This is a genomic window from Pseudomonas sp. IT-P12, from assembly GCF_949767465.1.
GTDB lineage: Bacteria > Pseudomonadota > Gammaproteobacteria > Pseudomonadales > Pseudomonadaceae > Aquipseudomonas.
In genome coordinates this window covers 109,234-136,008 of record NZ_CATKPY010000001.1, presented here as the reverse complement: position 1 = coordinate 136,008, position 26,775 = coordinate 109,234, and the positions used below count along the sequence as shown (strand labels likewise).

Annotated in this window: 23 protein-coding genes; 9 read left to right on the top strand and 14 right to left on the bottom strand. The window is 62.7% G+C overall.

What is annotated here, in order from left to right:
• Window positions 1-74 precede the first annotated feature (74 nt).
• Window positions 75-2,681 carry a leucine--tRNA ligase gene (leuS, locus tag ACM6IM_RS00640; RefSeq protein WP_414863888.1) on the bottom strand — a complete coding sequence of 869 codons (2,607 nt, stop codon included), beginning with the start codon at window positions 2,679-2,681 and terminating at the stop codon, window positions 75-77.
• A 279-nt stretch (window positions 2,682-2,960) separates the two neighbouring features.
• Here leuS and ACM6IM_RS00635 point away from each other — a divergent pair, with 279 nt between their 5' ends.
• Both ACM6IM_RS00635 and ACM6IM_RS00630 read left to right on the top strand, forming a co-directional pair.
• Entirely contained in the window at window positions 2,961-3,281 is a 321-nt protein-coding gene (locus ACM6IM_RS00635) for a hypothetical protein (protein WP_192309181.1), read from the top strand.
• 107 nt (window positions 3,282-3,388) lie between these two features.
• Window positions 3,389-4,168, top strand: coding sequence for a YdcF family protein (locus tag ACM6IM_RS00630; protein WP_192309179.1), 780 nt, complete (start codon window positions 3,389-3,391; stop codon window positions 4,166-4,168).
• A 96-nt stretch (window positions 4,169-4,264) separates the two neighbouring features.
• Here the strand turns inward: ACM6IM_RS00630 and lnt are convergent, their stop codons facing one another.
• The 5 genes from lnt to miaB form a co-directional block, all read right to left on the bottom strand.
• Window positions 4,265-5,779 carry an apolipoprotein N-acyltransferase gene (lnt, locus tag ACM6IM_RS00625; RefSeq protein WP_201195009.1) on the bottom strand — a complete coding sequence of 505 codons (1,515 nt, stop codon included), beginning with the start codon at window positions 5,777-5,779 and terminating at the stop codon, window positions 4,265-4,267.
• Between the two features lie 16 nt (window positions 5,780-5,795).
• A complete protein-coding gene (locus tag ACM6IM_RS00620; RefSeq protein WP_017340984.1) occupies window positions 5,796-6,635 on the bottom strand; it encodes an HlyC/CorC family transporter in 840 nt (279 codons plus the stop codon).
• Between the two features lie 5 nt (window positions 6,636-6,640).
• Window positions 6,641-7,135: an rRNA maturation RNase YbeY gene (gene ybeY, locus ACM6IM_RS00615; protein ID WP_201195007.1), complete on the bottom strand. Its 495-nt coding sequence runs from the start codon at window positions 7,133-7,135 to the stop codon at window positions 6,641-6,643.
• On the bottom strand, window positions 7,128-8,135 hold the full coding sequence (locus ACM6IM_RS00610; protein WP_414863887.1) for a PhoH family protein: 1,008 nt from the start codon (window positions 8,133-8,135) through the stop codon (window positions 7,128-7,130). Before ACM6IM_RS00610 ends, ybeY begins: the two co-directional genes overlap by 8 nt.
• 201 nt (window positions 8,136-8,336) lie before the next feature.
• A complete protein-coding gene (gene miaB, locus ACM6IM_RS00605; protein WP_201195005.1) occupies window positions 8,337-9,671 on the bottom strand; it encodes a tRNA (N6-isopentenyl adenosine(37)-C2)-methylthiotransferase MiaB in 1,335 nt (444 codons plus the stop codon).
• Between the two features lie 135 nt (window positions 9,672-9,806).
• Between miaB and ACM6IM_RS00600 the strand changes: the two genes are divergently transcribed.
• On the top strand, window positions 9,807-10,136 hold the full coding sequence (locus ACM6IM_RS00600; RefSeq protein WP_027617776.1) for a DUF1820 family protein: 330 nt from the start codon (window positions 9,807-9,809) through the stop codon (window positions 10,134-10,136).
• Window positions 10,137-10,242: 106 nt separating this feature from the next.
• Here ACM6IM_RS00600 and ACM6IM_RS00595 read toward each other — a convergent pair whose 3' ends face one another.
• The 4 genes from ACM6IM_RS00595 to ACM6IM_RS00580 all read right to left on the bottom strand — a co-directional run bounded on the left by ACM6IM_RS00595 (window position 10,243) and on the right by ACM6IM_RS00580 (window position 13,763).
• Complete coding sequence (locus ACM6IM_RS00595) at window positions 10,243-10,797, bottom strand: tetratricopeptide repeat protein (protein WP_192309169.1); 555 nt, start codon at window positions 10,795-10,797, stop codon at window positions 10,243-10,245.
• A gap of 226 nt (window positions 10,798-11,023) precedes the next feature.
• On the bottom strand, window positions 11,024-12,307 hold the full coding sequence (hemL, locus tag ACM6IM_RS00590; protein ID WP_192309167.1) for a glutamate-1-semialdehyde 2,1-aminomutase: 1,284 nt from the start codon (window positions 12,305-12,307) through the stop codon (window positions 11,024-11,026).
• Window positions 12,308-12,323: 16 nt separating this feature from the next.
• A complete protein-coding gene (gene thiE / locus ACM6IM_RS00585; RefSeq protein ID WP_201195003.1) occupies window positions 12,324-12,947 on the bottom strand; it encodes a thiamine phosphate synthase in 624 nt (207 codons plus the stop codon).
• 18 nt (window positions 12,948-12,965) lie between these two features.
• The gene (locus tag ACM6IM_RS00580) at window positions 12,966-13,763 is read right to left on the bottom strand and encodes a hydroxymethylpyrimidine/phosphomethylpyrimidine kinase (protein ID WP_414863886.1); all 798 of its coding nucleotides are present in this window, start codon (window positions 13,761-13,763) and stop codon (window positions 12,966-12,968) included.
• Between the two features lie 305 nt (window positions 13,764-14,068).
• Between ACM6IM_RS00580 and ACM6IM_RS00575 the strand changes: the two genes are divergently transcribed.
• From ACM6IM_RS00575 to ACM6IM_RS00560, 4 genes are all read left to right on the top strand, one after another.
• The gene (locus ACM6IM_RS00575; protein WP_414863885.1) at window positions 14,069-16,450 is read left to right on the top strand and encodes a 7TM diverse intracellular signaling domain-containing protein; all 2,382 of its coding nucleotides are present in this window, start codon (window positions 14,069-14,071) and stop codon (window positions 16,448-16,450) included.
• A 72-nt stretch (window positions 16,451-16,522) separates the two neighbouring features.
• A complete protein-coding gene (locus ACM6IM_RS00570) occupies window positions 16,523-18,169 on the top strand; it encodes an acyl-CoA dehydrogenase family protein (protein ID WP_414863884.1) in 1,647 nt (548 codons plus the stop codon).
• Between the two features lie 88 nt (window positions 18,170-18,257).
• Window positions 18,258-19,757: an AMP nucleosidase gene (amn, locus tag ACM6IM_RS00565; protein ID WP_192309381.1), complete on the top strand. Its 1,500-nt coding sequence runs from the start codon at window positions 18,258-18,260 to the stop codon at window positions 19,755-19,757.
• 68 nt (window positions 19,758-19,825) lie between these two features.
• A complete protein-coding gene (locus ACM6IM_RS00560) occupies window positions 19,826-20,461 on the top strand; it encodes a pseudouridine synthase (protein ID WP_225607219.1) in 636 nt (211 codons plus the stop codon).
• On the opposite strand, the gene ACM6IM_RS00555 is transcribed toward ACM6IM_RS00560, so the two are convergent.
• Together ACM6IM_RS00555 and ACM6IM_RS00550 are read right to left on the bottom strand one after the other, a co-directional pair.
• Window positions 20,456-20,665, bottom strand: coding sequence for a DUF2788 domain-containing protein (locus ACM6IM_RS00555; RefSeq protein ID WP_192309157.1), 210 nt, complete (start codon window positions 20,663-20,665; stop codon window positions 20,456-20,458). The genes ACM6IM_RS00560 and ACM6IM_RS00555 overlap by 6 nt on opposite strands.
• 187 nt (window positions 20,666-20,852) lie before the next feature.
• Complete coding sequence (locus tag ACM6IM_RS00550) at window positions 20,853-21,332, bottom strand: Lrp/AsnC family transcriptional regulator (RefSeq protein WP_007937367.1); 480 nt, start codon at window positions 21,330-21,332, stop codon at window positions 20,853-20,855.
• Between the two features lie 438 nt (window positions 21,333-21,770).
• Between ACM6IM_RS00550 and ACM6IM_RS00545 the strand changes: the two genes are divergently transcribed.
• A complete protein-coding gene (locus tag ACM6IM_RS00545; protein WP_414863883.1) occupies window positions 21,771-22,787 on the top strand; it encodes a DUF6515 family protein in 1,017 nt (338 codons plus the stop codon).
• Here ACM6IM_RS00545 and ACM6IM_RS00540 read toward each other — a convergent pair.
• Entirely contained in the window at window positions 22,781-23,680 is a 900-nt protein-coding gene (locus tag ACM6IM_RS00540; protein WP_414863882.1) for a cation diffusion facilitator family transporter, read from the bottom strand. The genes ACM6IM_RS00545 and ACM6IM_RS00540 overlap by 7 nt on opposite strands.
• A 27-nt stretch (window positions 23,681-23,707) precedes the next feature.
• A complete protein-coding gene (locus ACM6IM_RS00535) occupies window positions 23,708-24,127 on the bottom strand; it encodes a polyribonucleotide nucleotidyltransferase (RefSeq protein WP_192309151.1) in 420 nt (139 codons plus the stop codon).
• A 109-nt stretch (window positions 24,128-24,236) separates the two neighbouring features.
• Here ACM6IM_RS00535 and hrpB point away from each other — a divergent pair, with 109 nt between their 5' ends.
• Window positions 24,237-26,753 carry an ATP-dependent helicase HrpB gene (gene hrpB, locus ACM6IM_RS00530; RefSeq protein WP_414863881.1) on the top strand — a complete coding sequence of 839 codons (2,517 nt, stop codon included), beginning with the start codon at window positions 24,237-24,239 and terminating at the stop codon, window positions 26,751-26,753.
• Window positions 26,754-26,775: the final 22 nt, after the last annotated feature.

Genomic DNA, 26,775 nt, shown 5'->3' with positions numbered 1-26,775 from the left:
TTGAAACCATGTGGGTCGATCGTGTGACCCGAAAGGTTTTACTCGGCGCCAGGCTCACCTGGCGCCTGATCCAATTAGCTGGCGACGATATTGACCAGTTTCCCGGGCACTACGATCACTTTACGAATAGTCAGGCCGTCGACAAAGCGCAGCACGTTCTCGTTGGCCCGTGCGGCGGCTTCGATTTCCTCGCGGCTGGCGCTGGCCGGCATGTCGATCTGGCCACGCAGCTTGCCATTGACCTGAATGACCAGTTGCAGGCTGTCCTGTACCAGGGCGCTGTCATCGGGCACCGGCCAGCGGGCGTCGATCACCGGGTCGGCGTGGCCCAGCCGATTCCACAGGTCGTGGCTGATGTGCGGCGTGATCGGCGCGAGCAGCAACGTCACGGTTTCCAGGCCTTCGTGAATCAGGGCGCGGTCCTGTTCGGTGGCTTGCGGGGCTTTTTCCAGCACGTTCATCAGCGTCATCACCTGAGCGATGGCAGTGTTGAATTTGTGGTTCTGGCCGACGTCGTGGCTGGCCTGCTTGATGGCCAGGTGGATCGAGCGGCGAACGGCTTTCTGCTCGTCGTTCAGGCTGGCGATATCCAGCTTGCCCGGCAGGCCCTGAGTGACGTGGGCTTGAGCCAGGCGCCAGACGCGCTTGAGGAAACGGTGCGAGCCTTCAACGCCGGAGTCGGACCATTCCGCACTCATGTCAGGCGGCGAGGCGAACATCATGAACATGCGGCAGGTGTCCGCGCCGAATTGGTCGATCATCGACTGCGGGTCGACGCCGTTGTTCTTCGACTTGGCCATCTTCTCGGTGCCGCCGATTTCCACCGGCAGGCCGTCGGCGATCAATCGGGCGCTGATCACCTTGGCCTTGCTGTCACGCTCGAGTTCGACGTCGGCCGGGTTGTACCAGGTGTAGGCACCATTGGCTTCGCGACGATAGTACGTCTCGGCGACCACCATGCCCTGGGTCAGCAGGTTCTTGAACGGTTCGTTGGAGCTCACCAGCCCTTCGTCACGCATCAGCTTGTGGAAGAAGCGCGCGTAGAGCAGGTGGAGAATGGCGTGCTCGATACCGCCGATGTACTGGTCTACCGGCAGCCAGTGGTCGGCGGCGGATTTTTCCACCAGGCCGCCTTCGAAGTGCGGCGAGGCATAGCGGGCGTAGTACCACGACGACTCGACGAAGGTGTCCATGGTGTCGGTTTCACGCTTGGCCGGCTGGCCGCATTTCGGGCAGCTGCACTCATAGAACTCGGGCATGCGCGCCAAGGGCGAACCAGCGCCATCGGGTACGACGTCTTCAGGCAGTACGACCGGCAGCTGATCTTCCGGCACCGGCACATCACCGCAGCTGGCGCAGTGGATGATCGGGATCGGGCAGCCCCAGTAGCGTTGACGGCTGATACCCCAGTCGCGCAGGCGGAACTGGGTGCGCGAGGCGCCGAGATTCTTCTTGATCAGCGCCACTTCCATGGCGTCGAAGGCGCCGGCGAAGTCGAGGCCGTCGAACTCGCCGGAGTTGATCAGCGTGCCGTGTTCGCCGTAGGCGTCCTGCCACGGTGCCGGATTGGTATCACCGGCGCTGGTGCGCACCACCGACTTGATCGGCAGGTTGTATTTGGAGGCAAACTCGAAATCGCGTTCGTCGTGGGCCGGAACCGCCATGACGGCGCCATCGCCGTAATGCATCAGCACGTAGTTGGCGACCCACACCGGCAATTTTTCACCGGTCAGCGGGTGCTCGACGAACAGCGAGGTCGGCAGGCCTTTTTTCTCCTGGGTGGCGACGTCGGCTTCGGCGACGCTGCCGCCCTTGCATTCGGCGATGAACGCCTGCAGCTCGGGATTGTTCTGCGCAGCCAGGGCGGCCAGCGGATGCTCGGCGGCGACGGCGACGTAGGTGGCGCCCATCAGGGTGTCCGGGCGGGTGGTGAAGACTTTCAGCGCCCCGGTTTCGCCGATGGAAGCGACGTCGTAGGGAAATTGCACTTCCATACCGCGGGATTTGCCGATCCAGTTGCGCTGCATGGTCTTGACCTGTTCAGGCCAGCCGGTCAGTTCGTCGAGGCTCTCCAGCAGTTCATCCGCGTAGGCGGTGATCTTGAAGTAGTACATCGGGATTTCGCGCTTTTCGATCAGCGCGCCCGAACGCCAGCCGCGACCGTCGATCACCTGCTCGTTGGCCAGTACGGTCTGGTCGATCGGGTCCCAGTTCACGGTACCGTTCTTGCGGTAGATCACGCCTTTTTCGAACAGGCGGGTGAACAGCCATTGCTCCCAGCGGTAGTAGTCGGGCTTGCAGGTGGTCACTTCACGGGACCAGTCCACCGCCAGGCCGAGGCTGCGCAGCTGGGATTTCATGTAGGCGATGTTTTCGTAGGTCCACTTGGCGGGCGCTACGTTGTTCTTCATCGCGGCGTTTTCCGCTGGCATGCCGAAGGCGTCCCAACCCATGGGTTGCAGGACGTTCTTGCCTTGCATGCGCTGGTAGCGGGAGATCACGTCGCCGATGGTGTAGTTGCGCACGTGCCCCATGTGTAGCTTGCCGCTGGGGTAAGGGAACATCGACAGGCAGTAGTAAGTCTCCTTGCCTGGCTGTTCACTGACTTCAAAGGACTTTTGCTCGTCCCAGAACGACTGGGCGGCGGCTTCGATTTCACGGGGCTGATATTGTTCGTGCATGGCTACTTTTGAACTGAATAGGGGTGGCCTAATCCTCTTCAATGCAACGCTGGACGCTGATCACGCCAAATCGGCGTTTTGCTGTCCAGACGAGCTGGAAGTGGAGTTACAGGAAGCGCCGTAGCATACATGACCGCACTCTACCGAGGGAAACGCTGATTGCTGCCGCGCGTCCTGCGAAAAACGCTGCGAGGTCCGTTGGTCGCGGCACTCAGCCGGTTTGTTCATCGAAGCTAAGCTCTAAATGGGGAGCGAGTCTTATCTTCAATGAGGTGAGGGATGGTTGAGTTACAGCAAAAAGCGACAAAACCCGAGCTTTACGAAAAACTGATCGATCGTCTGGGCATCGCCCTGGACGCCGCAAGAACGGCTGGTCGGCTGCGCGATGAGCGTCCCCTGGAGCTGGAACTGCGCGGCCTGAGCCCCGCGGAGTTTGCATTGGTCAAGGCTTATCTGGATCGCAGTGAACGTGAAACACACGGATGCCTGTCAGAAGCAGTGAAGCAACTCGACACACCACGTTCGGCCAAGGTCATCTGGCTCAAGGACAAGGCACCCGACAGAGACGCGGTAAAGGTCCGGTCTCTGCAATTCAAGTAAGGGCACTTGAAGCCACAGCGTAGGGTTTCTGCAGACGGGGTCCTTGCGTATCTGTTGTCGCAATGCGTCAACCCACTTAGGCTTCGGGCATCTTCAGGAGATGCTCGATGCCTTTTCGTTATTTCGTAAAACAATTGCTGCTGCCACCCGGCATTTTACTGCTGTTGCTCCTGCTTGCCTGGTGGTTTCGCCGGTCGAGGCCGCGACTGGCCGGTGTCTGCTTTGCGCTGGGGTTCGGTGGATTGTGGCTGATGAGTCTGCCGGTGGTGGTGCAGTGGAGCGCCAATGCCCTGGAGCGCATCCCGCCGCTGAATCGTGACGAATGGGCCACGCTGGGGCAGCGTGCCGACGCCATCGTGGTGCTGGGCTCGGGGCGCGAACGCGGGGATCCCGCGTGGGGCGCCGATCAACCGACCGGCATCGGCCTGGAGCGAGAGCGTTATGCCGCCAGGCTGGCCAAGGCATCGGGCTTGCCGATCCTGACCAGCGGTGGCCTGCACTACGGCACACCGCCCTCCGAAGCCCGGTTGATGGCGGACTCGCTGCTGGACGATTTCGGCGTCACCGTGCGTTGGCAGGAAGAACGCAGCCGGACCACCTGGGAGAATGCGCAACTCAGCGCCGAGGTATTGCTGCCCCAGGGGATCAAACGTGTAGTGGTCGTGACCCAGGCGTGGCACATGCCGCGTTCGGTCTGGAGCTTCGAGCGCGCCGGGTTTGAGGTGGTGCCGGCGCCCGTGGGGTTTCTGGGGGTCGACAATGCCCGGCCGCTGGGTGGCTGGATGCCCGAGTTCAAATCGATCTGGCAGAGCGGCCAATTGATGAACGAGGCGGTGGGGCAGGTGGGGTACTCGCTGTTTTATCGAGGTGATGCGGGCGCCGATTGATTCGGTGTCGGTGAGGCCGCTTTCGCCAGCAGGCTCGCTCTTGCACTGCCCATAAGGGGCGGGCCACCTGTGGGAACGAGCCTGCTCACGAAGCTGTTAAACGGTCTTCGCCATCCGGTTGGCGATCAATGCCCAGCCAAACAACAGCACGCAGACGATGATCAGCGGCCATGAACGCCATTGCAGGTAAGGCGTCAGGTTGTGCATCGGCACCACCTCGCCGTACAGGATGCCGCGTTCGAATTGCGGGATCTGCGCGGTGATCTGGCCAAACGGGTTGATCAGCCCGGTCACGCCGTTGTTGGTGGCGCGGATCATCCAGCGACCCGCCTCGAGGGCGCGCATCTGTGCCATCTGCAAGTGTTGCAGTGGCCCGATGGAGGTGCCGAACCAGGTGTCATTGCTGATGGTCAGCAACAAATCGCTGCGGGCGGCGAGCCCGGCGGCAAATTCCGGGTAGACCACTTCGTAGCAGATGAACGGTGCAATCTGATAGCCCTTGGCCTGTAGCAGAGCCTGGTCGGCAGGGCCCCGGGCGAAGTCGGACATCGGCAGGTCGAAGAACGCGATCAGGCCGCGCAGCACGTCCTGCAGCGGTACGTATTCGCCGAACGGCACCAGCTTCTGCTTGAGGTAGGTGCCATCGCCTTCGCCCACCACGGTGATGCCGTTGAAAAAGCGCTTCTGGTGATGGACTTCCTGGCGGATCGGCACGCCGGTGATCAGTGCGCTTTTACGCTCGGCGGCGAAGTTGCCCATCATGCTCAAATAGCCTTCCGCCGACTCCTTGAGCACCGGAACCGCTGTTTCCGGCCAGATCAGCAGGTCGACCGGCTTGGAGCGCAAACTCATGTCGCGGTACAGGGCCAGTTGCGAGTTGAGCTGCGCCGGGTCCCACTTCATGCTTTGTTCGATATTGCCCTGGATCGCCGCGACGCTCAGTGGCGCGCCCGAAGGGCTGGTCCAGGCATGGTGCTTGAGGGCGATGCCGGCCACCCACGGGCCGATCAACAACAGCGCACCTGCGACGATGAAGGCCTTGCGACCGCCCCTGGCCAGTCGCGCAGCGTTGCAGACCAGCGCGGCGGTCAAGGCCAGGGTGAAGGACACCAGCCACATTCCGCCCAGCGGGGCGAGGCCGGCCAACGGGCCGTCGAGCTGGCTGTAGCCGGAGTAAAGCCACGGGAAACCGGTGAGAAACCAGCCGCGAAAGGCCTCCTGGCCAACCCACAGGGCAGCGAAGGCCAGGGCGTCGGCCAGGGGCGCTTCGTTGCGCCGCAGCCAGCGCGCCCAGACCCACGCGGGCAGCGCGAAGAACCAGGCAATCGCCGCAGTGAAGAGCAGCATCAGGAACCCGGCCAGCAACACCGAGGCGCCGCCGAAGTTGTGGATGCTGTAGTAGATCCAGCTGGTGCCGGCGCCAAACAGGCCAAAACCGAAACACCAGCCACGACCCAGGGCCTGACGGGGGTTCAGCTCACGCAAGCCGGCGTAGAACAGGCCGACCGCCAGCAACGCCAGCGGCCAGATATCGAAAGGCGCCAGCGCCAGGGTGGTGATTGCACCGGCCGCCACGGCCAGCAGGTTACCGGGCCAGCCGGGGCGGGTCATAGATCAATCCTTGGGGTCAGCGGGCGATGGGGGTCAGGCGCAGCAGGTGAATCCGACGGCTGTCGGCGTTCAGGATGCGGAAGCGATACGGGCCGATTTCAGTGATTTCATTGCGTTTTGGCAAGTGCCCGAACGCGCTCATCACCAGGCCGCCGACCGTATCGAACTCATCGTTGGAAAACTCGCTGTCGAAGAACTCGTTGAAGTTCTCGATGGGCGTCAGTGCCTTGACCAGGAAATCACCGCTGGGCAGGGGCTTGATGTAGCTGTCTTCCTCGACGTCATGTTCGTCTTCGATGTCGCCGACGATCTGTTCCAGCACGTCCTCGATGGTCACCAGGCCTGCCACGCCGCCGTACTCGTCGATGACGATGGCCATGTGGTTGTGGTTGGCGCGGAACTCGCGCAGCAGCACATTCAGGCGCTTGGACTCGGGCACGAAGGTGGCCGGGCGCAGCAGGTCCTTGATGTTGAAGCTGTCGCCGTTTTCCTTGAGGATCAGCGGCAGCAGGTCCTTGGCCAGCAGTACGCCCATCACGTCATCGTGGCTCTCGCCGATCACCGGATAGCGGGAGTGGGCCGAGTCGACCACGGCGGGCAGGAACTCACGGGGTGTCTGGGTCGCCTTGATGCTGATCATCTGCGAGCGCGGGACCATGATGTCCCGTACTTGCAGGTCAGCCACCTGGATGGCGCCTTCGACGATGGCCAGCGCTTCGCTGTCCAGCAATTTGTTTTGATGCGCATCGCGCAGCAGCTCCAGCAGCTCCTGGCGGTTCTTCGGCTCGTGGGCAAAAGCCTGGGTGAGCTTACCCAGCCATGACTTCTGCCCGTTGCTCGATCGATCTTCGCTCATAGCGATTACTCTGAATCCTTTGTTGTCACGATAGTGGATGGTTCAATTTCGTCGTCCGCGTACGGATCGCGGTAGCCCAACTGGGCTAGCAAGGTGCGTTCCAACGCTTCCATTTCTTCGGCTTCGTCGTCATCTATATGGTCGTAACCCAGCAGATGCAAGCAGCCATGGATGACCAGATGGGCCCAATGCGCCTTGGGTTCCTTGCCCTGCTCGGCAGCTTCGCGCTCGACCACCGCCACGCAGATCACCAGATCGCCCAGCAGCGGGATATCAAGAAACTCGTCGGGTACATCGGCCGGAAACGACAGGACGTTGGTGGCGTAGTCCTTTTGCCGCCAGGTGCGGTTGAGCTCACGGGCCTCGGCCTCATCGACCAGGCGAATGGTCATCTCCGAGTCGGCGCTGCGCTGGCGCAGGGCCAGCTCACACCATTGGCGGAAATCGTCTTCACTCGGGATGGGCGCCTGGGTCGCGACTTGCAGGTCAAGCTCAAGCATCGCGGCGGCTATCCTTGGCGGCTGCATCTTCGGCCGCACGGGTTTCGAAACGCTCGTAGGCCTCGACAATGCGCTGCACCAGCGGATGGCGCACGACGTCCTTGGGCTGGAAGTGCGTGAAGCTGATACCCGGTACGTCTTTCAGAACTTCGATCACGTGATGCAGCCCGGACTTGGTGCCTCTGGGCAAATCGACCTGGGTGATGTCGCCGGTGATCACCGCCGTGGAGCCGAAGCCGATCCGGGTCAGGAACATCTTCATCTGCTCGACGGTGGTGTTCTGGCTTTCATCGAGGATGATGAAGCTGTTGTTCAGCGTTCGACCGCGCATGTAGGCCAGGGGCGCGACTTCGATCACCTGGCGCTCGATCAGCTTGGCGACGTATTCGAAGCCGAGCATTTCATAGAGAGCGTCGTAGAGCGGGCGCAGGTAGGGGTCGATCTTCTGTGACAGGTCGCCGGGCAGGAAGCCCAGTTTCTCGCCGGCTTCAACGGCCGGTCGAACCAGCAGGATGCGGCGGATCTGCTCGCGTTCCAGCGCGTCGACCGCGCAGGCAACGGCCAGGTAGGTCTTGCCGGTACCGGCCGGGCCGATGCCGAAGTTGATATCGTTACCGAGAATTTCCTTCACGTAGCGCAACTGATTCAAGCCGCGTGGGCGAATCATGCCTTTTTTGGTGCGCAGGGCCACGGAGGGTTCGGCGGGGGAGACGTTGTCCAGCTCTTCGACGGCCGATTCCTGCAGGAACAGGTGAACCATGTCCGGCGACAGCTCGGTACCCTTGGTTTCACGGTACAGGCGGCGCAGGAGGTTTTCCGCGGAGGTGGTGTGCTTGGGATCGCCGATCAGCTCGAACTGATTGCCGCGGTTGCGGATCTCGATGGTCAGGCGCTGTTCGATCAAGCGCAGGTGCTCGTCGAATTGCCCGCACAGATTGGCGAAGCGGCGGGCCTCAAAGGGCTCGAGAATAAAACGATGTGGTTCTATGGGTGCGTTCAAGGTCGTATTTAGCCGCCCTGGGGCAATTAAGATGAAATCAAGGATAACGCCAGCGGCGCAGGTGCGAAAGCTCTTAAATGGTCCTGGATCAAACACCCTGCCGCTGTGGGAGCGAGCCTGCTCGCGAAGGGGCTTGGCAGGCGACTGATGTGTCGCATGTCAGACCGTCATCGCGAACCGGCTCGCTCCCACATCGGTTTTTCAGTGTTGTTGGATCAGCGAGCCCCGCAACGAGTGCGGTTGCGCGGAATCAATGTGCACATCGGCGAACTGTCCGATCAGGGTTGGATTGTCACAGCGGAAGTTGACGATCCGGTTATTCTCGGTTCGGCCCTGCAACTCGCCGGGGTCTTTTTTCGAGTAATCGGTGACCAGAATGCGCTGGATCGAACCGACCATTTGTCGGCTGATCTCGAAACCCTGCTGGTTCAGGCGATGTTGCAGGGCATTGAGGCGCTCTTTTTTCAGGGCTTCCGGTGTCTCGTCGGCCAGATCGGCGGCAGGCGTGCCCGGACGCTGGCTGTAGACGAACGAGTAGGAAAAGTCGAAACCGACGTCTTCGATCAGCTTCATCGTCTGTTCGAAGTCTTTCTCGGTCTCGCCGGGGAAACCGACGATGAAGTCCGAGCTGATGCAGATCCCCGGCACGGCGGCGCGCAGTTTGCGCAACTTGGACTTGTATTCCAGCGCCGTGTGGTTGCGCTTCATCGCCGCAAGGATGCGGTCGGAGCCCGATTGCACCGGCAAGTGCAGGTGCTTGACCAGCTCCGGCACGTCGGCGTGGGCCTGGATCAGGCTGTCGGAAAACTCCAGCGGGTGGGACGTGGTGTAGCGAATCCGGTCGATGCCGTCGACGGCCGCGACCACGCGAATCAGTTCGGCCAGGTCCGCCAGGCGCCCGTCGTGGGTGGTGCCGCGATAGCCGTTGACGTTCTGCCCAAGCAGGGTCACTTCACGTACGCCGTTCTCGGCCAGGTGGATGATCTCGGCAATCACGTCATCGAAGGGCCGGCTGACTTCTTCGCCGCGGGTGTAGGGCACCACGCAGAACGTGCAGTATTTGCTGCAACCTTCCATGACCGACACATAGGCGCTTGGGCCGTCGATGCGCGGTTCGGGCAAATGGTCGAATTTTTCGATTTCCGGGAACGACACGTCGACCTGCGGCAGCTTGCTGATGCGCGCGGCATCGATCATCTCCGGCAGGCGGTGCAACGTCTGGGGACCGAACACCACGTCGACGTAGGGTGCGCGGTCGCGGATCGCCGCACCTTCCTGGCTGGCCACGCAACCGCCGACGGCAATCACCATGTCGGGGTTGGCCAGTTTCAGTTCACGCCAGCGACCCAGTTGCGAGTACACCCGGTCCTGGGCGCGTTCGCGAATGGAGCAGGTATTGAGCAGGATCACGTCGGCGTCTTCGGCACGAGCGGTGACTTCCAGGGCCTGGTGTTCACCCAGCAGATCGACCATGCGCGAGCTGTCGTACTCGTTCATCTGGCAACCGTGGGTTTCGATGTAAAGCTTCTTGGCCATGGATACAGTCATCACGTGATTCAAAGAACCGCGCATTATAGGGAACATGTCCCCAGGTTCCTACCGCTGTGCGTCCGGTGGCTATGCTATAGTTCGCGCCCTCATTTTTATCCCCCGATGTGTTGCTCGCCTGCCATGACCAAACGTGAAGCTCCAATCTACAAGGTGATTTTCCTCAACCAGGGCCAGGTGTTCGAAATGTACGCCAAGCAGATCTATCAAAGTGATCTGTGGGGCTTTCTGGAAGTGGAAGAGTTCGTCTTTGGCGAGCGCACGCAAGTGGTCGTCGACCCGAGCGAAGAGAAGCTCAAGGCGCAGTTCGAAGGTGTGGTGCGCAGTTTCGTGCCGATGCATTCGATTGTGCGCATCGACGAAGTCGAACGCCTTGGCACACCGAAAATCAGCGAAGCCCGCGGCGGAGTCGGCAATGTGATGCCGTTTCCGATGCCGATGCCTGAGAAGTAAGGCTGACACCGAGTCGGGCTCATCGCGAGCAGGCTCGCTCCCGCACCGAGCAACGAATTGTGGGAGTGAGCCTGCTCACGATAGGGCGAGAAAGGTCTTTACAGAATCAAGGCAACGGGGCGAAAGGCGTACGCCCATCGGCGCTCTGCAATTCCATCAGGTATTTGCGGAAGATCTGCCCCAGCACCTGGGTGGCGACTTCAAGTTCTTCCCGAGGCATTTTCTCGGCGACCTCATCGGCGGTGTCCAGCGCATCTTCGGCGCCATTGACCGCTGCCATTTTCAGCACGATATACGCCTGAACGTTATTGGCCGGTACGCCTTCGCCGTGGAAGAACATGGTGCCGAGTTTGAACTGCGCCTGGGCGTGGCCTTGCAGCGAGGCCTTTTCGAAATAGCTCAGGGCTTTGTTGAGATCGCGCGAGGTGTTTGTACCGGCGTAATAGAACTCGCCCAGCTCGTATTGCGCCTGGGCATCACCGTCATCCGAGGCTTTCTGGCAGGCAGCAAGCGCCTGTTCCAGGTCTTGCGGCTGGGTATTGAGGGTGCAGCGACCCATCGCTGGGATCAACAACGAGTTACCGCCTGCTTGTGCGAGCGCGAGCAGGGGTTGAAGGAGCAACAGGCAGCCCAGTGCAAGGATGCGGCCGGTGCGGTTCATGGGAATCGACTTACCTCTGAAGGGCACGCGGACCCGTCGAGGGGATCCAATAAGCGCGCATTATGAAATAAGCAGGGCCAACCTTACAAAGTCTTTACTCGTTTTTCTGCTGCGCGGGGAATATATCTCCCGGTTTGCGGGGGATTATCGGCAGATCGGTAGGAAAATACGCGTGTATGTAGGTGGAAGCTGACGCTGGCAATCGCCAACGTCAGCGGCACTGCGTTTATTTCAAGGCGGCGAATGCACGCTCGGCGGCATCCAGCGTGAGCTTCAGCTCGGCTTCGCCATGGGCGATCGAGGTAAAGCCGGCTTCGAACGCGCTTGGCGCCAGGTATACGCCCCCTTCGAGCATCAGGTGGAAGAAGCGCTTGAACAGGTTCGCGTCGCTGGCCATCACGTCATCGAATGTCACAATGTCGTCGGCACCGCTGAAGTACAGGCCGAACATGCCGCCCGCCTGGGTGGTCACGAACGGAATGCCGGCGGCATCGGCCCTTTGTTGCAGGCCATCGAGCAGGCGGCTGGTGTAGTCGCTCAGTTCGTCATGGAAGCCGGGGCGGCTGATCAGGCGCAGGGTGGTCAGGCCGGCGGCCATCGCCAGCGGATTACCCGACAGGGTGCCCGCCTGGTAGACGGGGCCCAGTGGCGCGATGTGCGACATGATTTCGCGTTTGCCGCCGAAGCAGCCGACCGGCATGCCGCCACCGATGATCTTGCCGAAGGTGCTCAGGTCCGGGGTGACGCCATAATGCGCCTGCGCGCCGCCGAGGGCGACACGGAAACCGGTCATCACTTCGTCGAAGATCAACACCACGCCGTGCTTGTCGCACAGGCTGCGCAGGCCTTCGAGGAAGCCGGGCGCCGGCGGCACGCAGTTCATGTTGCCGGCCACCGGCTCGACAATGATGCACGCCACTTCCTGGCCGACTTCGGCAAGCATCGCCTCGACGGCGTCGATGTCGTTGAACGGCAGAGTCAGGGTGTGCCGGGCGAACGCCGCCGGCACGCCTGCCGAACTGGGCACGCCTTGGGTCAGTGCACCGGAGCCGGCCTTGACCAGCAGGCTGTCGGAGTGACCGTGGTAGCAGCCTTCAAACTTGATGATGCTGTCGCGACCGGTGAAACCACGAGCCAGACGAATCGCGCTCATGGTGGCTTCGGTGCCGGAGCTGACCATGCGCACCATTTCCATCGACGGCACGATCGAACACACCAGATCGGCCATCTGGGTTTCCATCTCGGTCGGGGCGCCGTAGGACAGGCCGTGTTCCAGCTGCCTGCGCACCGCGTCCAGCACGTCCGGGTGGCTGTGGCCGAGAATCATCGGGCCCCAGGAACCGACGTAGTCGACATAGCGCTTGTCGTCTTCGTCGGTGACGTAGGCACCCTGCGCGTGCTTGAAGAACAGCGGTGTGCCGCCCACGCTCTTGAAGGCGCGGACAGGCGAGTTCACGCCACCGGGAATGTGTTTCTGGGCATTGGCAAACAGTGTTTCGGAACGAGACATGGTCGGGCTCTCAATATCAGACTTTCAGTAATTCGTTGAAGGCGCGGGCGCGACGGGTGACTTCAGTCGTGCTCTGGGCGCCAAACAGGCCGTGGACCACCGCCAGCAGATCGACCCCGTGGGCCACCAGCGGCGCGGCGTTGTCCAGGGTGATACCGCCGATCGCACAGATCGGCAGGTGCAGTTGGCGGCGGGCTTGGTCCAACAATTCGAGGCTGCAGCTCGGTGCCCCGGGTTTGGTGCTGGAATTGAAGAAGCGCCCGAAGGCGACGTAACTGGCGCCTTCCCTGGCCGCCTGTTCGGCGAGCTCGAGTTGTGCGTGGCACGTCGAGCCGATGATGGCCCGGGAACCGAGCAGGGCGCGGGTCGGCGACAGCGGGCCATCGGTCTGGCCCAGGTGCACGCCGACGTTCAGGCGCGCGGCCAGTTCGGCATCGTCGTTGATGATCAAATGGGTCTTGTAGCGTTCGCACAGGTCGCGCAAGGCCTGCGCTTCACGCAGGCGGCGGGCTTCGTCATCGCTCTTGTCGCGGTACTGCAGCAGGGTGACGCCGCCTTCGAGCGCCGCCTCCACGTACGACAGGAATTTACCGGCCAGTAACTGGCTGTCGGTAATGGCGTAAAGGCCGCGTAGTTTCATCGGACAAGCCCCATGGCGTTACGAACAGAAATCCAGCGGAAGACGACGCGGAACGAACTGGCCTTTGCCCAGCTGTTCGGCATCGCGCAGGGTACGCCACGTGTAGTTAAGTGCAGTCTGTACGGCGCTGGCGAGATTTTCGCCCTGGGCCAGACGACCGGCGAGGGCGCTGGCCAGGGTACAGCCGGAACCGTGATAACTGCCGGGCAGGCGCTGGCAGATGAAGGTTTCGCGGTGACCGTCGCGGCTGTACAGGCGATTGTGGATTTCGCTTTCCTCGCCATGACCGCCGGTGATCAGCAGGTGTTTGACGAACGGCAGGAGTTTTTCAGCGCATTCGTCCGCCGTGCCTTCGGGCAGTTCGGCGAGGATTCGCGCTTCCGGGAGGTTGGGCGTGGCGATGATCGACAGGGGCAGCAGGCGTTCGCGCATGGCGTAACCGACTTCATCCTTGCCCAGTCGTCCGCCGCCGCCGGCGCGCAGCACGGGGTCGCAGACCACCGGCAAATGCGCCTGCGCCTGGAGCAGTTCGACAACGGTGTCGACCATCTCCAGTGAGCCGAGCATGCCCAGCTTGACCGCCGCGACGTCGGAGTCGTTGAGCACGGCATTGGCCTGGGCCAGTACCCACTCGCGGTCGAGAACGCGGAAGTCGGTGACGTTGACCGTGTCTTGCACGGTCAGGGCGGTGACGGCCGGAGCCGCATGGCAACCCTGGGCGAGCAGGGCTTCGATATCTGCCTGCAAGCCGGCGCCACCACTGGGATCGTGGCCGGAGAGACAGAGGACAACAGGGCGAGAGCTGTAGATATTCATGGTGCGCGAGCTTACCACCAGTCGCCCAGCGAGTCATGGGAGTGACCTCGCGGCGGCCTACAGGAATGCGCCTGACGGCCGATGCACTGTTGTAACCTGACCATTTAAACAATTCTGCTCCTTTGTGCGTCGCTGGAACGCCCGTACTAGAGCCTTTTCGGGAAATGTTTCAATGGTGTTCAATGGCCATCAACGGCTATGCTAGAGTGGATCCAAACCAATAACAGGTAATGCCGGTTTTACGTCTACTCAAAGGGAATGAGGGGCTTTTTGAGATTAACCGGACAGGCCACGCTGGGGCTTCAATGCGCTATTTGCTGATGTTGCTGTTTTGCTTGCCCCTTATGGCCAGCGCAGTTGAATTCGATGAGTTCACTCAAAGCCTGCCCCTGGGCCGAACCCTGCAAGTGTTCGAAGACGCCGGTGGCCAGGCGACCATCGACGAGGTGCTGGCGCAAGCCGCGAGCGGGCAATTCAAGCCCCACGACAAGGCCACCCTCAATGCCGGTTATTCGCGCTCGGCGTTCTGGCTGAAAATCGACCTGCATTACCGCCCGATCAATCCTGCCGCCCAGCGCACCTGGTTACTGGAACTGGCCTATCCGCCTCTCGACCGGCTTGACCTGTACCTGCCCGATGCGGCGGGTACCTATCACCTGATCCGTCAGACTGGCGACGCCTTGCCGTTCGACAGTCGCGAAATTCGCCAGAACAACTACCTGTTCGACCTGAGCTTCACCCCGGGCCAGGCGCAAACCGTGTACTTGCGTCTGCAGAGCGAAGGCTCGATCCAGGCGCCGGTCACGTTGTGGTCGAGCACGGCATTTCTGGAGGAACAGCCGGTCCGGCTCTACGTGCTGGGTCTGATTTACGGTGTGTTGCTGGGGATGCTGGTCTACAACCTGTTCATCTACCTGAGTGTGCGCGACACCAGCTACCTCTATTACATTGTCTACATCGCCTCGTTCGGCCTGTATCAGTTGTCGGTGAATGGCGCGGCGGTCCAGTATTTCTGGCCGAACAACCCCTGGTGGGCCAACGCTGCCACACCGTTCTTCATAGGCTGCGCCGGGTTGTTCGGCAGCCAGTTCGCCCGCAGCTTCCTGCAAACGGCCACGCTCAGTCGCTGGCTCGATCGCCTGTTGCTGGCGCTGATCGCGTTCGGTGCCCTGGTGGTCGGGTTGTCATTGATGACCAGTTACGCCCTGGCCCTGCGCCTGGCCACCGCTTTGGCGCTGACGTTCACCGTGGTGATTTTCGCCGCCGGGCTGTTTTCCTGGTGGCGTGGCCTGCGGGTGGCGCGCTACTTCATCATTGCCTGGTCGGCGTTTCTGCTCGGCGGCATCGTCAACACGCTGATGGTGCTGGGTTACCTGCCGAACGTGTTCCTGACCATGTATTCCAGCCAGATCGGCTCGGCCATCGAGGTGGCGCTGCTGTCGCTGGCGTTGGCCGACCGCATCAACGCCATGCGCGAGCAACAGGCGCAAACCTTGCTCGACGCCGGTCAAAAGCTCGAAGTGCTCAACCAGCAACTGGAACACGGCAACAAGCTCAAGGACGAGTTCCTCGCCACGCTGACCCACGAGTTGCGTACGCCCATGAACGGCGTGATCGGTTCGCTGGAGTTGATGCAAACCGTCGAGATGAACCCCGAGCTCGAACAGTATCAGCAAACCGCCGCCGGTTCCGCGCGGGACATGATGCGCATGGTCAACGGCATCCTGACCCTCACCGAGTTGCAGGCCGGCAAGCTCAAGGCCAATGCGTCGACGTTCAGCCTGCGTAGCGTGATCGATGCCCTGCGCATGCAATTCGAAGGCAATGCCTCGGGCAAGTCGCTGGACTTCAAGGTCGATGTCGCGCCAGGCCTGCCGGACCGGGTACACGGCGACAGCAGCAAGTTGGCGCAATGCCTGGAATGCCTTCTGGACAACGCGATCAAGTTCACCCGGGTGGGCGGCGTGGCGCTGAGGGTGACGGGCAAACCCGTGGCATCGGGGCGGCTGGCGTTGTCCTTCGCGGTCATCGATACCGGCATCGGCTTCACTGATCTGGGCGAGGCGACGCTGTACCAGCGTTTCTTCCAGCTCGACGGCTCGATGACCCGCGAGCACGGCGGGCTGGGCGTGGGCCTGGCGATCTGCCGGCAACTGGTCGACTTGCTCGGCGGGCAACTGACCCATCGCTCCGAGCCCGGGCGCGGCAGCCGCTTCCAGCTCGATGTCGAATTCGAGGTGCCGCTGGCCGAGCCTGTCGCAACGCCGATGATGCGCGATCTCCCACACCTGCGCCTGCCTCAGGACTGCACCGTGCTGCTGGTGGATAACAACGACATCCATCAATTGCTGATGCGCGGCATGTTGCTCAAGCTCGGGTTTCGCGTGCGCACCGCCGACGACGGCGTCGCTGCGCTGGATTTCCTGCGCCGTGAAACGTTCGACGCGGTCTTGCTCGATAGCGAGCTGCCGCAGATGAATGGCGTATCGCTGTGTTGTCAGATCCGCGCCTTGCCGGGCTGTGAGCACGTGCCGGTGTTCATGATTGTGCTGAACGTCGACCGGGAGCGTTGCGTGACCGCAGACTTGATCCACTACCTGAGCAAACCGGTGAAGTTCGAAGACTTGCAGGCGGCCCTGTATCGGCGAGTGCTCTGTCCGCAACAGGGCGAAAGCGCCGACAGTTAGGCGGATATGCCACTTTGTTCGGCTTCGGGGCAGTGCTTAACTGGACCCCTGGCTGACCCAAGGAGCCCCGTCATGAACCTGCATCAGTTCGCCGAAACCCACGAAGTCACCAACCAGCCCCCCTCGCTGGACGGCACCAACCTGTACCGCATCGACCTGCCTTTGCAGGAGTGGTCACGGCGTTTCGGGGCGGGGTGGGCCGAGGCGCGCATCGACGCCTACGGTGCACTGGCCGGCGGGCCGCTGATGGCAGCGGGCTTTTTGGCCAATCAGAACAAGCCGGTGTTCGCCAGCCATGACCGCTACGGTCATCGCATCGACCTGGTGGAATTCCACCCGGCTTACCACGAACTGATGCGCACGGCGGTCGAGCACGGCCTGACCTCCTTGCCGTGGACGCATCCGCAGTCCGGCGCCCATGTCGCCCGCGCCGCCATGACCTATCTGCACAGCCAGGCCGAAGCCGGCAGCGGCTGTCCGCTGACCATGACTTTCGCCAGTGTGCCGGCGATGCGCCTGCAGCCCGACCTGGCCGAACAGTGGCTGCCGAAAATCCTCGCCACCGAATACGATCCGCGCAATGTCGGCATGGCCCACAAGGCGGGTGTCACCCTTGGCATGGCCATGACCGAGAAGCAGGGCGGCACCGATGTCCGTGCCAATACCACCAAAGCCTATCCGGTGGGCGCCAGCGGTCCGGGCCAGGCCTACGAACTGGTGGGCCACAAGTGGTTCTGTTCGGCGCCGATGTGCGATGCCTTCCTGACCCTGGCGCAGACCGACAAGGGCTTGACCTGTTTCCTGCTGCCACGCCACCGCCCGGATGACACACGTAACCAGTTCTACATCCAGCGTTTGAAAAACAAGCTCGGCAACTGCTCCAACGCGTCCAGCGAGGTCGAGTTTCGCGGTGCGCTGGCGTGGATGGTCGGCGAAGAAGGGCGGGGCGTGCCGACCATCATCGAGATGGTCGCCATGACCCGTTTCGATTGCATGGTCGGGTCCAGCGCGCTGATGCGCCAGGCGTTGACCCAGGCCAGCCATCACTGCGCCCATCGCCGTGTCGGCGGTAAGCGCCTGAGCGAGCAGCCGTTGATGCAGAACGTGCTCGCCGATCTGGCGCTGGAAAGCGAGGCGGCCCTGGCGTTGAGCCTGCGCATGGGCAAGGCGCTGGATCATCCGGGTGACTCGCATGAAGCGAAATTCGCCCGCCTGGTGACGGCGGTGGGCAAATACTGGATCTGCAAGCGCGCGCCCGCCATGATCAACGAAGCCGCCGAATGCATGGGCGGCGCCGGCTATGTCGAAGACAGCATCCTGCCGCGCCTCTACCGCGAGGCGCCGGTCAATTCGACCTGGGAAGGCTCAGGCAACGTGCAATGCCTGGATGTGCTGCGGGCGCTGTCGAAGGAGCCCGGCGTGCTTGACGTGCTGTTCAGCGAGTTGGGTGACGGGCATGGCGATAAACGCCTGGCGGCGCATATCGACCAGTTGCACGCCGCCTTCAGGGATACCGGCGACATTCAATACCGGGCGCGGCAGTTGACCGAAGACATTGCCTTGGGGTTGCAGGCCAAGCTGTTGCTGGAGGCGGGCAATTCGGCGGTCAGCGATGCCTTTATCGCCAGCCGCCTGGGGGCGACGGGCCGGGTGTATGGGGCGTTGCCGCGAGGGCTGGAGGTCGAAGCCATCGTCGCCCGCTCGACGCCACCTCTGTAAACAACGCGGATCAAAGCGTGGTGGAGCGGGTAGGACTTGGTCTTTGGGCGACACGCCACTGTTCCCGTGGGGCGACGATGCAGGCAAGATGAAGCTCTGCAAGTCAGAACACAGGATGCTGATCGTGACCGAAGCTTTTATTGTCGTCCAAACCGCCGAGCAAGCCGTGGATCGGCTTGCGTACTTGCACAATCGTGCAACCACCGCGCTGAACCAGGCGCTCATGCGTTACCTCAAGGACCGTATTGAGCCGGACGCCGAACAGCGTGCGATGTTTCGTTATCCTGAGCTGCGTCTGACCTACCACTGTCAGGGCGAAGTCCCGCAAACCACGCGGGCCTATGCCAAGGTCCAGTTGCCGGGCACCTACAGCGTCACCGTCACCCACCCGGCGGCTTTCCGCAAGTACCTGCTGGAGCAACTGGTGCCCTTGATGCACGACTTCACCGTGACGGTGGAAGTCGGCATCAGCCAGCAGAACATTCCTTATCCGTACGTGGTCGAGCAGGGCGATGAGCTGGCCGGTTCCGGCGTGACCGCCGCGGTGCTGGCGCGGGTTTTCCCCAGCACCGATCTGTCCGCCGCCACCGACGGCATTGCCGACGGCCTGTACGACTGGGAAAACACCGATCCACTGCCGCTGGCGCTGTTCGATGCCGCGCGGGTGGATTTCTCCCTGCGCCGCCTGGTGCACTACACCGGCAGCGACTGGCGCCATGTGCAGCCGTGGATTCTGCTGACCAACTACCACCGTTATGTCGACCAGTTCATCGTGCATGGCCTGGAGCAGTTGCGCAGTGATCCACGTTTCGTGCGCATGGTGCTGCCGGGCAACGTGATCATCGAAAAGAGCATGGACCATGGCGAAGCCTCGGCGATTGCCGCAGGCGTGGTCTGGCACCGTTACCAGATGCCGGCCTATCACCTGATCGCCGCCGACGGCCATGGCGTGACCCTGGTGAACATCGGTGTCGGCCCGTCCAACGCCAAGAACATCACCGACCATCTTGCGGTGCTGCGCCCGCATTGCTGGCTGATGATCGGGCACTGCGGCGGCCTTCGCCAGTCGCAGACCATCGGCGACTACGTACTGGCCCACGCCTACATGCGGCGCGACGGGATTCTTGACCGGGTGGTGCCGCCGAATATTCCGATCCCGGCCCTGGCCGAAGTGCAGATGGCCTTGCAGCAGGCAGCCGCCAACGTCACCGGCGAGAAGGGTGACGAACTGAAAAAACGCCTGCGCACCGGCACCGTGCTGACTTACGACGACCGCAACTGGGAATTGCGCTGGGCCCAGGAGCGACCGTTGATCAACCTGTCCCGTGCCGTGGCGGTGGACATGGAAAGCGGCACCATCGCCGCCCAGGGCTATCGCCTGCGAGTGCCGTATGGCACGTTGCTGTGTGTCTCGGACAAGCCGCTGCACAGCGAAATCAAACTGCCGGGTTCGGCCAACGCGTTCTATCAGCGCGCGGTCAGCCAGCACTTGAAGATCGGTATCGAGGCGGTGGACCTGCTGCGCACTGAGCTCAACTCGCTGCATTCGCGCAAATTGCGCAGTTTCGACGAGCCGCCGTTCCGCTGACGGCCATGGCCATTTGTCGGTCGGGGCACTAGCATGGGCAGCCCTGACCGTCAGATGTACCTGTGCTTATGTCCCGTCCTCAACGCCCCGTGTCCCGCCGCCCTGGCGCGAACACCCCGTCATCCGCCCCGCGTCGGGTCGCCAAGGCACCCCCGGCCGAACCGAAGTTGATCCTGTTCAACAAACCTTTCGATGTGCTGACGCAATTCAGCGACGGCGAAGGGCGGGCGACGCTCAAGGATTTCATTGCGATCCCCGGGATCTATCCGGCAGGGCGGCTGGACCGCGACAGCGAGGGTTTGCTGTTGTTGACCAATGACGGTCAGTTACAGGCGCGGATTGCCGACCCGAAGCACAAACTGTCCAAGACGTATTGGGTGCAGGTGGAAGGCGAACCGAGCGCCGAGCAGTTGCAGCAGTTGCGTGAGGGGGTCGAATTGAACGACGGCATGACCTTGCCCGCGCAAGCGCGGCAACTGGAGGAACCGCAACTGTGGCCGCGCAACCCGCCGGTGCGCTTTCGCAAAAGTGTGCCGACCAGTTGGCTGGAACTGGTGATTCGCGAGGGGCGTAACCGCCAGGTGCGACGCATGACGGCGGCGGTGGGCTTGCCCACGCTGCGGCTGGTGCGGGTCAGGATCGGCGACTGGTCGATCGAGGGGCTCGATCAGGGACAGTGGAAGGAGGTGCCGGCGCGTTTATAACGTACCGGTTTCGATCAGGCCGATGACCACGCTTTTGATCACGAACGCAGCCACGCCCAGGCCCAGCACGAAGAACAGGATGAACGAGCCAAAGCGCCCGGCCTTGGATTTTTTCGCCAGATCCCAGACGATGAAACCCATGAAAATGATCAGGATGCTGACCAGTCCGGTCATCATCCACTCTTCAAACAGTGCAGGATCCATCTAACATCTCCAGCGCGGTTGCGGCTAAAAAGGCGGGGCGAGTATACGCCATGCTGGATTGGCGCAGCATTGACCTGCGGCAGCGTGTCGCAGCTATTCGTCGTCTGTGCGCCCCTCGACACGAACAGGCGCGCTCCCACAGGGGCGCCGCCGTCTCAGTGGAGCGTCCCGGCTCGCGATGGCGTTGTCAGCTACGCAGGTGAGTCAACGGCAGCTCGGTGCTGTTGAGCACCTGGTTCAACACGAAGCTCGAGCGCACGCTCGTCACCCCTTCAATGCGGGTGAGGTGACCCAGCAGCAATTTCTGATAGTGGTCCATGTCCGGCACCACCACCTTGAGCTGGTAGTCGGCGTCCATCCCGGTCACCAGGCTGCATTCCAGCACCTGCGGCAAGGTGCGGATCGCCGCTTCGAAGTTTTCGAAACGCTCCGGCGTATGCCGGTCCATGCCGATCAGCACATAGGCCGTCAGGCTCAGGCCAAGCATTTTGCGGTCCAGCAGCGCCACCTGGCGGGAGATGTAGCCGTCGTCCTCCAGTTGCTTGACCCGCCGCGAGCACGGCGACGGTGACAGGCCGATGCGTTCGGCCAGCTCCTGGTTGGAAATGCGCGCGTCGCGCTGCAATTCCGCCAAAATGCTCAGGTCGTATCGGTCGAGTTTGCTCATCAATCAGGCCTTTGTCATATCAATTGCGGCAGATTATCTATCCAGGGTTAAAAATTGCGCAAGTCATGTTTATTTGAGCAATCTTCGCAATCCTTTGTCGGCGTCGCAGGCCTATCCTTATCACCAGAATCACTGCTCGGACAAACAGTCCACGGCGACTCGCCCAATCAGGCCAGTCGCGGCCGCCACCCCCACAGGGGATGTGTCCGGCCCCCGAGCTGCACACTGTCCAGAAGACGGCGTGAGGTGAGCCGACGTCAAAAGCGTCGAGCACGGACGAAGTTCTCAAAGGGAGGCCGACGGGTCTCCCTTTTCTTTTGCCCGGGATTTCTTGCCGGCGCCCTCAATAAATATGTTTCGCGACTGATAACCTGTTGCAGAACCGGCCTGTGCTTTCCCAGTCTTACGTACAAGCCCTAACCCGCAGTGAGGATAAGCATGAAGTCGCGCATCTGGCGTTTGGCCGGAGTTGGTTTGCTGATTGTTGGTGTTGGGGTCGGTGTCACTGCGCAATCGCAAGCCGATGAGCCGCAGAACCGGGGTCCGGAAAACGGGCAGCGCGGCGACGGCCGCCAGGGCAATAATCAGGGGCATGGCGGCAACAATCAGCCGCGTGCGCAGAACAACGACATCATCCGGGGCGACAACAGTCGTCAGTTCGAGAACAACGGCCAGCCGCGCAGTGGTGGGCAGAACAACCCGCCGCGAGATTTCAACAACCCCGTTCGGCCGCCACCGCCGCCGCCACAATTGCCGGCCAACGATCTGCCGATCCAGGGGCGGCCCGACAGCGTGCGCCAGACCCAGCAGCCCCAGCGTGGCTACTATCAGGATGTGCCTCGGCGCAACGATTACAACCAGCACTGGCAAAACAACGGTCCGCGTCCCGATGATCATGCCTGGGCAGGTCGCCCGAACGGACACGGCAATGGCTGGGGTCCTGGCCCGCAGTACCGGCCCGGCCACGTGATCGACCGCTTCCCGGACCGCGACTACCGCGTGCCCTATCGCGGTCAGGATTACTTCTACTCAGGCGGTTACTGGTACCGTCCGCTCGGCCCGCGTTATGTGGTGGTGCAGCCGCCGCGCGGGATCCGTACCCGTTACCTGCCGGATTACGCCCGTGAAGTCTGGATCGGCGGCGCGCTGCTGTTCCTCGCGGCCGGTTCGTACTACGCCTATCAGGAAACGACCCAGGATTATGTGGTGGTCGAACCACCGCTACAACCGCCGCCTCAGGCCGGCAACGGCTACGACGTGGTGGCCTATCCGGCCAACGGCCAGTCGCCGGAACAGGTCAACCAGGACGGCTACGAGTGCTACCAGTACGCCGTGCAGCAGAGCGGTTTCGATCCGCGCACCGCCACCTACCAGCCCGCGCCTGCGGTGGTGCAAACCTACCGTCAGGCCCAGGGCGACTGCCTGGGCAGTCGCGGTTATCAGGTGACTTACTGAGCCGCCCGGGCCGCCTTCACCACTTCCTGCGGGTCGGCGTGCACCAGCACTTCGGCTCGCGGGTAAGCGGCGTGAATCGCATCGGCGGCCTGATCGCTGATGCCGTGGGCGACTGACAGGGTCAATTCCCCCGGCAACTCCAGGTGCAATTGCACGAACCACTGATTGCCCGAGACCCGTGTGCGCAGGTCGTGCGCGCCCAACACCCCCGGGACGCTGCACGCCAGTTCGAGCATGTGCTGGCTGACGTCGGGCGGCAGTTCCTGATCCATCAGCACGGTGAAGCTTTCCCGGGCGATCTGGATCGCGCTCCAGAGGATGTACGCGGCGATCCCCAGGCCAAACCAGGCGTCCACCTGATGCCAGCCGAACCCGGCCAGCACCAGCGCGACCAGAATGCTGCCGTTGAGCAGCATGTCCGAGCGATAGTGCAGCGAATCGGCGCGCACGGCATTCGAGCCGGTGGCCTTGATCACCCGGTGCTGCAGCATCAGCAGGCCCAGGGTCAGCACCAGCGAGAACACGATCACCCCGATGCTGATCCACGGCGCGCCCACCGGCTCAGGGTGCTTGAGCCGCTCGAACGCCTGGAAGGCAATCAGCGTCGCACTGCCGCCAATGAACAGGGCTTGCGCCATGCCCGCCAGTGACTCGGCCTTGCCATGGCCGTAGCGGTGATCGTCATCGGCAGGGCGCAACGCGTAGTGCACAGCCAGCAGGTTGAGCAGCGAAGTGACGCCGTCGAGGGCCGAATCGGTCAGCCCGGCCAGCATGCTCACCGAGCCACTCAACCACCAGGCGATGGCTTTGGCGACCACCAGGGTGCACGCCACGGCCACCGAGGCGCGGGTGGCCAGCCGCAGCAGGCGGGCGTGTTCGGAGCTCGAAACCATAGGGGCGGTTATCCTTTCAGGGCTGGATCAGGCAGCCGGTTGCAGGCCAAGCATGGCCAGTTGCTGCGGGCTGCCCTTGTGCTGGATCAGGCGCGGGTCGTCCAGCGGGAAGCTGCGGCCCAGCTCGGTTTCCAGGATCGTCTGCAGTTTGTGGGTATCGACCTTGCCGTCGGCACCGATGGCTTCCTTGAGTTTTTCCGGCGCGACATGGGCGGTCTCGCCGGGCGCGTAATAGATCGCCCCGGTGGCGAAGTCCACGGCAAACGCGATCAGGCCGGGGATGATGTAGAACAGCAGGCCGACGGCGTCGAGCACGGCAATCGCCGGGTCGATCTTGCCGTCGATCTGGCCACGGCGGTCGGGGTAGAAAATCGAACCGCACGCCGTCACCTGGGTCAGCAGGGTCGCCACCAGTACACCGCCAATCAGGCGAAAGGGAATACGCATAGGAAAACTCCTGTCATCTGGAAAAACGAAGCATCGTCGGTATGAGTTAGGACCGCGACGAACACCGGGCAGTTCGCCGTTATACTCGCGACTCTGTTTGGGAGCCAGCATGATTTCTTTGCCGATTGATGAAGTTTTACCCGCCCTGCGTGAAGCCTTGGCGACACGCCATGAAGCCGTGCTCGAAGCACCGCCCGGCGCGGGTAAGACCACCCGCGTTCCCCTGGCCTTGCTCGACGAGGCCTGGCTGGCCGGGCAGACCATCCTGATGCTCGAGCCAAGGCGCCTGGCCGCGCGGGCGGCGGCGGAACGGCTGGCCAGTGAGCTGGGGGAAAAGGTCGGCGAAACCGTCGGTTATCGCATTCGTCTCGACAGCAAGGTTGGCCCCAAGACCCGTATCGAAGTGGTCACCGAAGGCATCCTCACCCGGCGCTTGCAGGATGATCCGGCGCTGGACGGCGTGGGTTTGCTGATCTTTGACGAGTTCCATGAACGCAGTCTCGACGCCGATCTGGCCCTGGCCCTGAGCCTGAACGGGCGGGAGCTGTTTCGTGATGAGCAGCCGCTGAAAATCCTCCTGATGTCCGCCACGCTGGAAGGCGAGCGCCTGGCCGGGTTGCTCGACGACGCGCCGATCCTGCGCAGCGAAGGGCGCATGTACCCGGTGGCGATGCGCTGGGGGCGACCGTTCCAGCCCGGCGAATTCATCGAGCCGCGCGTGGTGCAAACCATCCTCGAAGCCCTCAACGACGAAACCGGCAGCCTGCTGGTGTTCCTGCCGGGGCAAGCGGAAATCCGCCGCGTGCATCAACAGGTGGCGGATGCGTTGGGCGAGGGCACGTCCGTTCTCCTGTGTCCGTTGCACGGCGAGCTGGACCTGGCCGCGCAACGGGCCGCGATCGATCCCGCCCCGGCCGGCAAACGCAAGGTGGTGCTGGCGACCAACATCGCCGAGACCAGCCTGACCATCGACGGCGTGCGCGTGGTGATCGACGCCGGGTTGGCGCGGGTGCCGCGTTTCGATCCGGGCAGCGGCATGACGCGTCTGGACACGCAACGCATTTCCCGCGCCAGTGCCACGCAGCGTGCGGGCCGGGCCGGGCGTCTGGAGCCCGGTGTGTGTTATCGCTTGTGGTCGCAGGATCAGCACGAGCAATTGGCGGCGTATGCCAGCGCCGAAATCGTTGCCGCGGACCTGGCCGGCCTGGCGCTGCAACTCGGTCGCTGGGGCGTCGCGCCGGAACAATTGGTGTGGCTCGACGTGCCGCCAGCGGCCGCTTATGCCCAGGCCCAGGACCTGCTCGAGCGCCTCGGCGCGCGGGACGGTGAAGCGCTGACCCGTCATGGGTTGGCGATGGCCGAACTGCCGGCGCACCCGCGTATCGCGCATTTATTGTTGCGCGGGCAGGCGCTCGGCCTGGCCGACATGGCCTGCGAGGTCGCGGCATTGTTGGGCGAACGCGACATTCTGCGCGGAGCGGGGGCCGATCTGCACAGTCGGCTGGCGCTGTTGTCCGGTGAGGAACGGGCCACGCGTGGCGCCCAGGGCGGTGTGCAGCGCGCCCGGCAACTGGCGCGGCAATATCGCGGGTATCTGCGGGGCAGGGCGTGCGAACCGGTGAGCGATCCGGACCACCCACGCTGGCTGGGGGCCTTGCTGGCGCTGGCCTACCCCGACCGCGTGGCTCAGCAACGACGCGCAGGGGGTGCGGAGTATCGCCTGGCCAACGGGCGTGCCGCGTTGTTCGCCGAAGCCGACAGCCTGATGAAGCAAACGTGGCTGGTGATCGCCGACCTTGGCAGTCGTCAGGGCCAGCGTGAGGAGCGGATCTACCTGGCGGCGGATTTCGATCCGGCGCTGTTCGATTCCGTCCTCGCCGAACAGGTGCGGGTGGTCGATCAACTGGACTGGGACGAGCGCGAAGGCGTGTTGCGCGCCGAGCGTCAGCGCAAGGTCGGGGAGCTGATTCTCAGCCGTGAGCCCTTGACCGGGCTGGATGAAACCGCGCGCAGCCAGGCGCTGGTCAATCTGGTGCGGCGCAAGGGCCTGGAGCTGTTGCCGTGGACGCCGGAGTTGCGCCAGTGGCAGGCACGGGTCGCGTTGCTGCGCCAACTGGACCTCGACGGCAAGGGCGAAAGCGAGTGGCCGGACGTCAGTGACGGGGCGTTGCTCAAGGGGCTTGAGCACTGGTTGCTGCCGTACCTGGGCAAGGTGTCGCGGCTCAGTCACTTTGCCAACCTGGACTTGTCGAGCATTGTTCACAACCTGTTGCCCTGGCCGTTGCCGCAACGCCTGGATGAACTGGCGCCGCATCATTTGAGCGTGCCGTCGGGGTCGTCCATTCGCCTGGATTACAGTGAGCAACCGCCGATTCTGGCGGTGCGCCTGCAAGAGCTGTTCGGCCTCGCCGAAACCCCGCGCATTGCCGGCGGGCGACAGGCGGTGAAGTTGCACCTGCTGTCCCCGGCGCGACGGCCGGTGCAGGTGACGCAGGATCTGGCGAACTTCTGGCGCAGTACCTATGCCGAGGTGAAGAAGGATTTGAAGGGGCGCTATCCCAAGCATTACTGGCCGGATGATCCCCTTGTGGCGGAGGCCACGGCACGGATCAAGCCCCGCAAATAGTCCCGTTTCTTGCCTCGTGTGA

Coding starts and splice junctions, on each gene's coding strand:
- ACM6IM_RS00580 (WP_414863886.1), bottom strand. CDS start 13,763: ATGAATATCTACAGCTCTCGCCCTGTTGTCCTCTGTCTCTCCGGCCAC.
- ACM6IM_RS00560 (WP_225607219.1), top strand. CDS start 19,826: ATGTCCCGTCCTCAACGCCCCGTGTCCCGCCGCCCTGGCGCGAACACC.
- ACM6IM_RS00600 (WP_027617776.1), top strand. CDS start 9,807: ATGACCAAACGTGAAGCTCCAATCTACAAGGTGATTTTCCTCAACCAG.
- hrpB (WP_414863881.1), top strand. CDS start 24,237: ATGATTTCTTTGCCGATTGATGAAGTTTTACCCGCCCTGCGTGAAGCC.
- ACM6IM_RS00635 (WP_192309181.1), top strand. CDS start 2,961: ATGGTTGAGTTACAGCAAAAAGCGACAAAACCCGAGCTTTACGAAAAA.
- ACM6IM_RS00540 (WP_414863882.1), bottom strand. CDS start 23,680: ATGGTTTCGAGCTCCGAACACGCCCGCCTGCTGCGGCTGGCCACCCGC.
- hemL (WP_192309167.1), bottom strand. CDS start 12,307: ATGTCTCGTTCCGAAACACTGTTTGCCAATGCCCAGAAACACATTCCC.
- ACM6IM_RS00570 (WP_414863884.1), top strand. CDS start 16,523: ATGAACCTGCATCAGTTCGCCGAAACCCACGAAGTCACCAACCAGCCC.
- miaB (WP_201195005.1), bottom strand. CDS start 9,671: ATGGCCAAGAAGCTTTACATCGAAACCCACGGTTGCCAGATGAACGAG.
- ACM6IM_RS00555 (WP_192309157.1), bottom strand. CDS start 20,665: ATGGATCCTGCACTGTTTGAAGAGTGGATGATGACCGGACTGGTCAGC.
- ACM6IM_RS00630 (WP_192309179.1), top strand. CDS start 3,389: ATGCCTTTTCGTTATTTCGTAAAACAATTGCTGCTGCCACCCGGCATT.
- ACM6IM_RS00575 (WP_414863885.1), top strand. CDS start 14,069: ATGCGCTATTTGCTGATGTTGCTGTTTTGCTTGCCCCTTATGGCCAGC.
- ACM6IM_RS00595 (WP_192309169.1), bottom strand. CDS start 10,797: ATGAACCGCACCGGCCGCATCCTTGCACTGGGCTGCCTGTTGCTCCTT.
- thiE (WP_201195003.1), bottom strand. CDS start 12,947: ATGAAACTACGCGGCCTTTACGCCATTACCGACAGCCAGTTACTGGCC.
- ybeY (WP_201195007.1), bottom strand. CDS start 7,135: ATGCTTGAGCTTGACCTGCAAGTCGCGACCCAGGCGCCCATCCCGAGT.
- ACM6IM_RS00535 (WP_192309151.1), bottom strand. CDS start 24,127: ATGCGTATTCCCTTTCGCCTGATTGGCGGTGTACTGGTGGCGACCCTG.
- lnt (WP_201195009.1), bottom strand. CDS start 5,779: ATGACCCGCCCCGGCTGGCCCGGTAACCTGCTGGCCGTGGCGGCCGGT.
- amn (WP_192309381.1), top strand. CDS start 18,258: ATGAAGCTCTGCAAGTCAGAACACAGGATGCTGATCGTGACCGAAGCT.
- ACM6IM_RS00620 (WP_017340984.1), bottom strand. CDS start 6,635: ATGAGCGAAGATCGATCGAGCAACGGGCAGAAGTCATGGCTGGGTAAG.
- ACM6IM_RS00545 (WP_414863883.1), top strand. CDS start 21,771: ATGAAGTCGCGCATCTGGCGTTTGGCCGGAGTTGGTTTGCTGATTGTT.
- ACM6IM_RS00550 (WP_007937367.1), bottom strand. CDS start 21,332: ATGAGCAAACTCGACCGATACGACCTGAGCATTTTGGCGGAATTGCAG.
- leuS (WP_414863888.1), bottom strand. CDS start 2,681: ATGCACGAACAATATCAGCCCCGTGAAATCGAAGCCGCCGCCCAGTCG.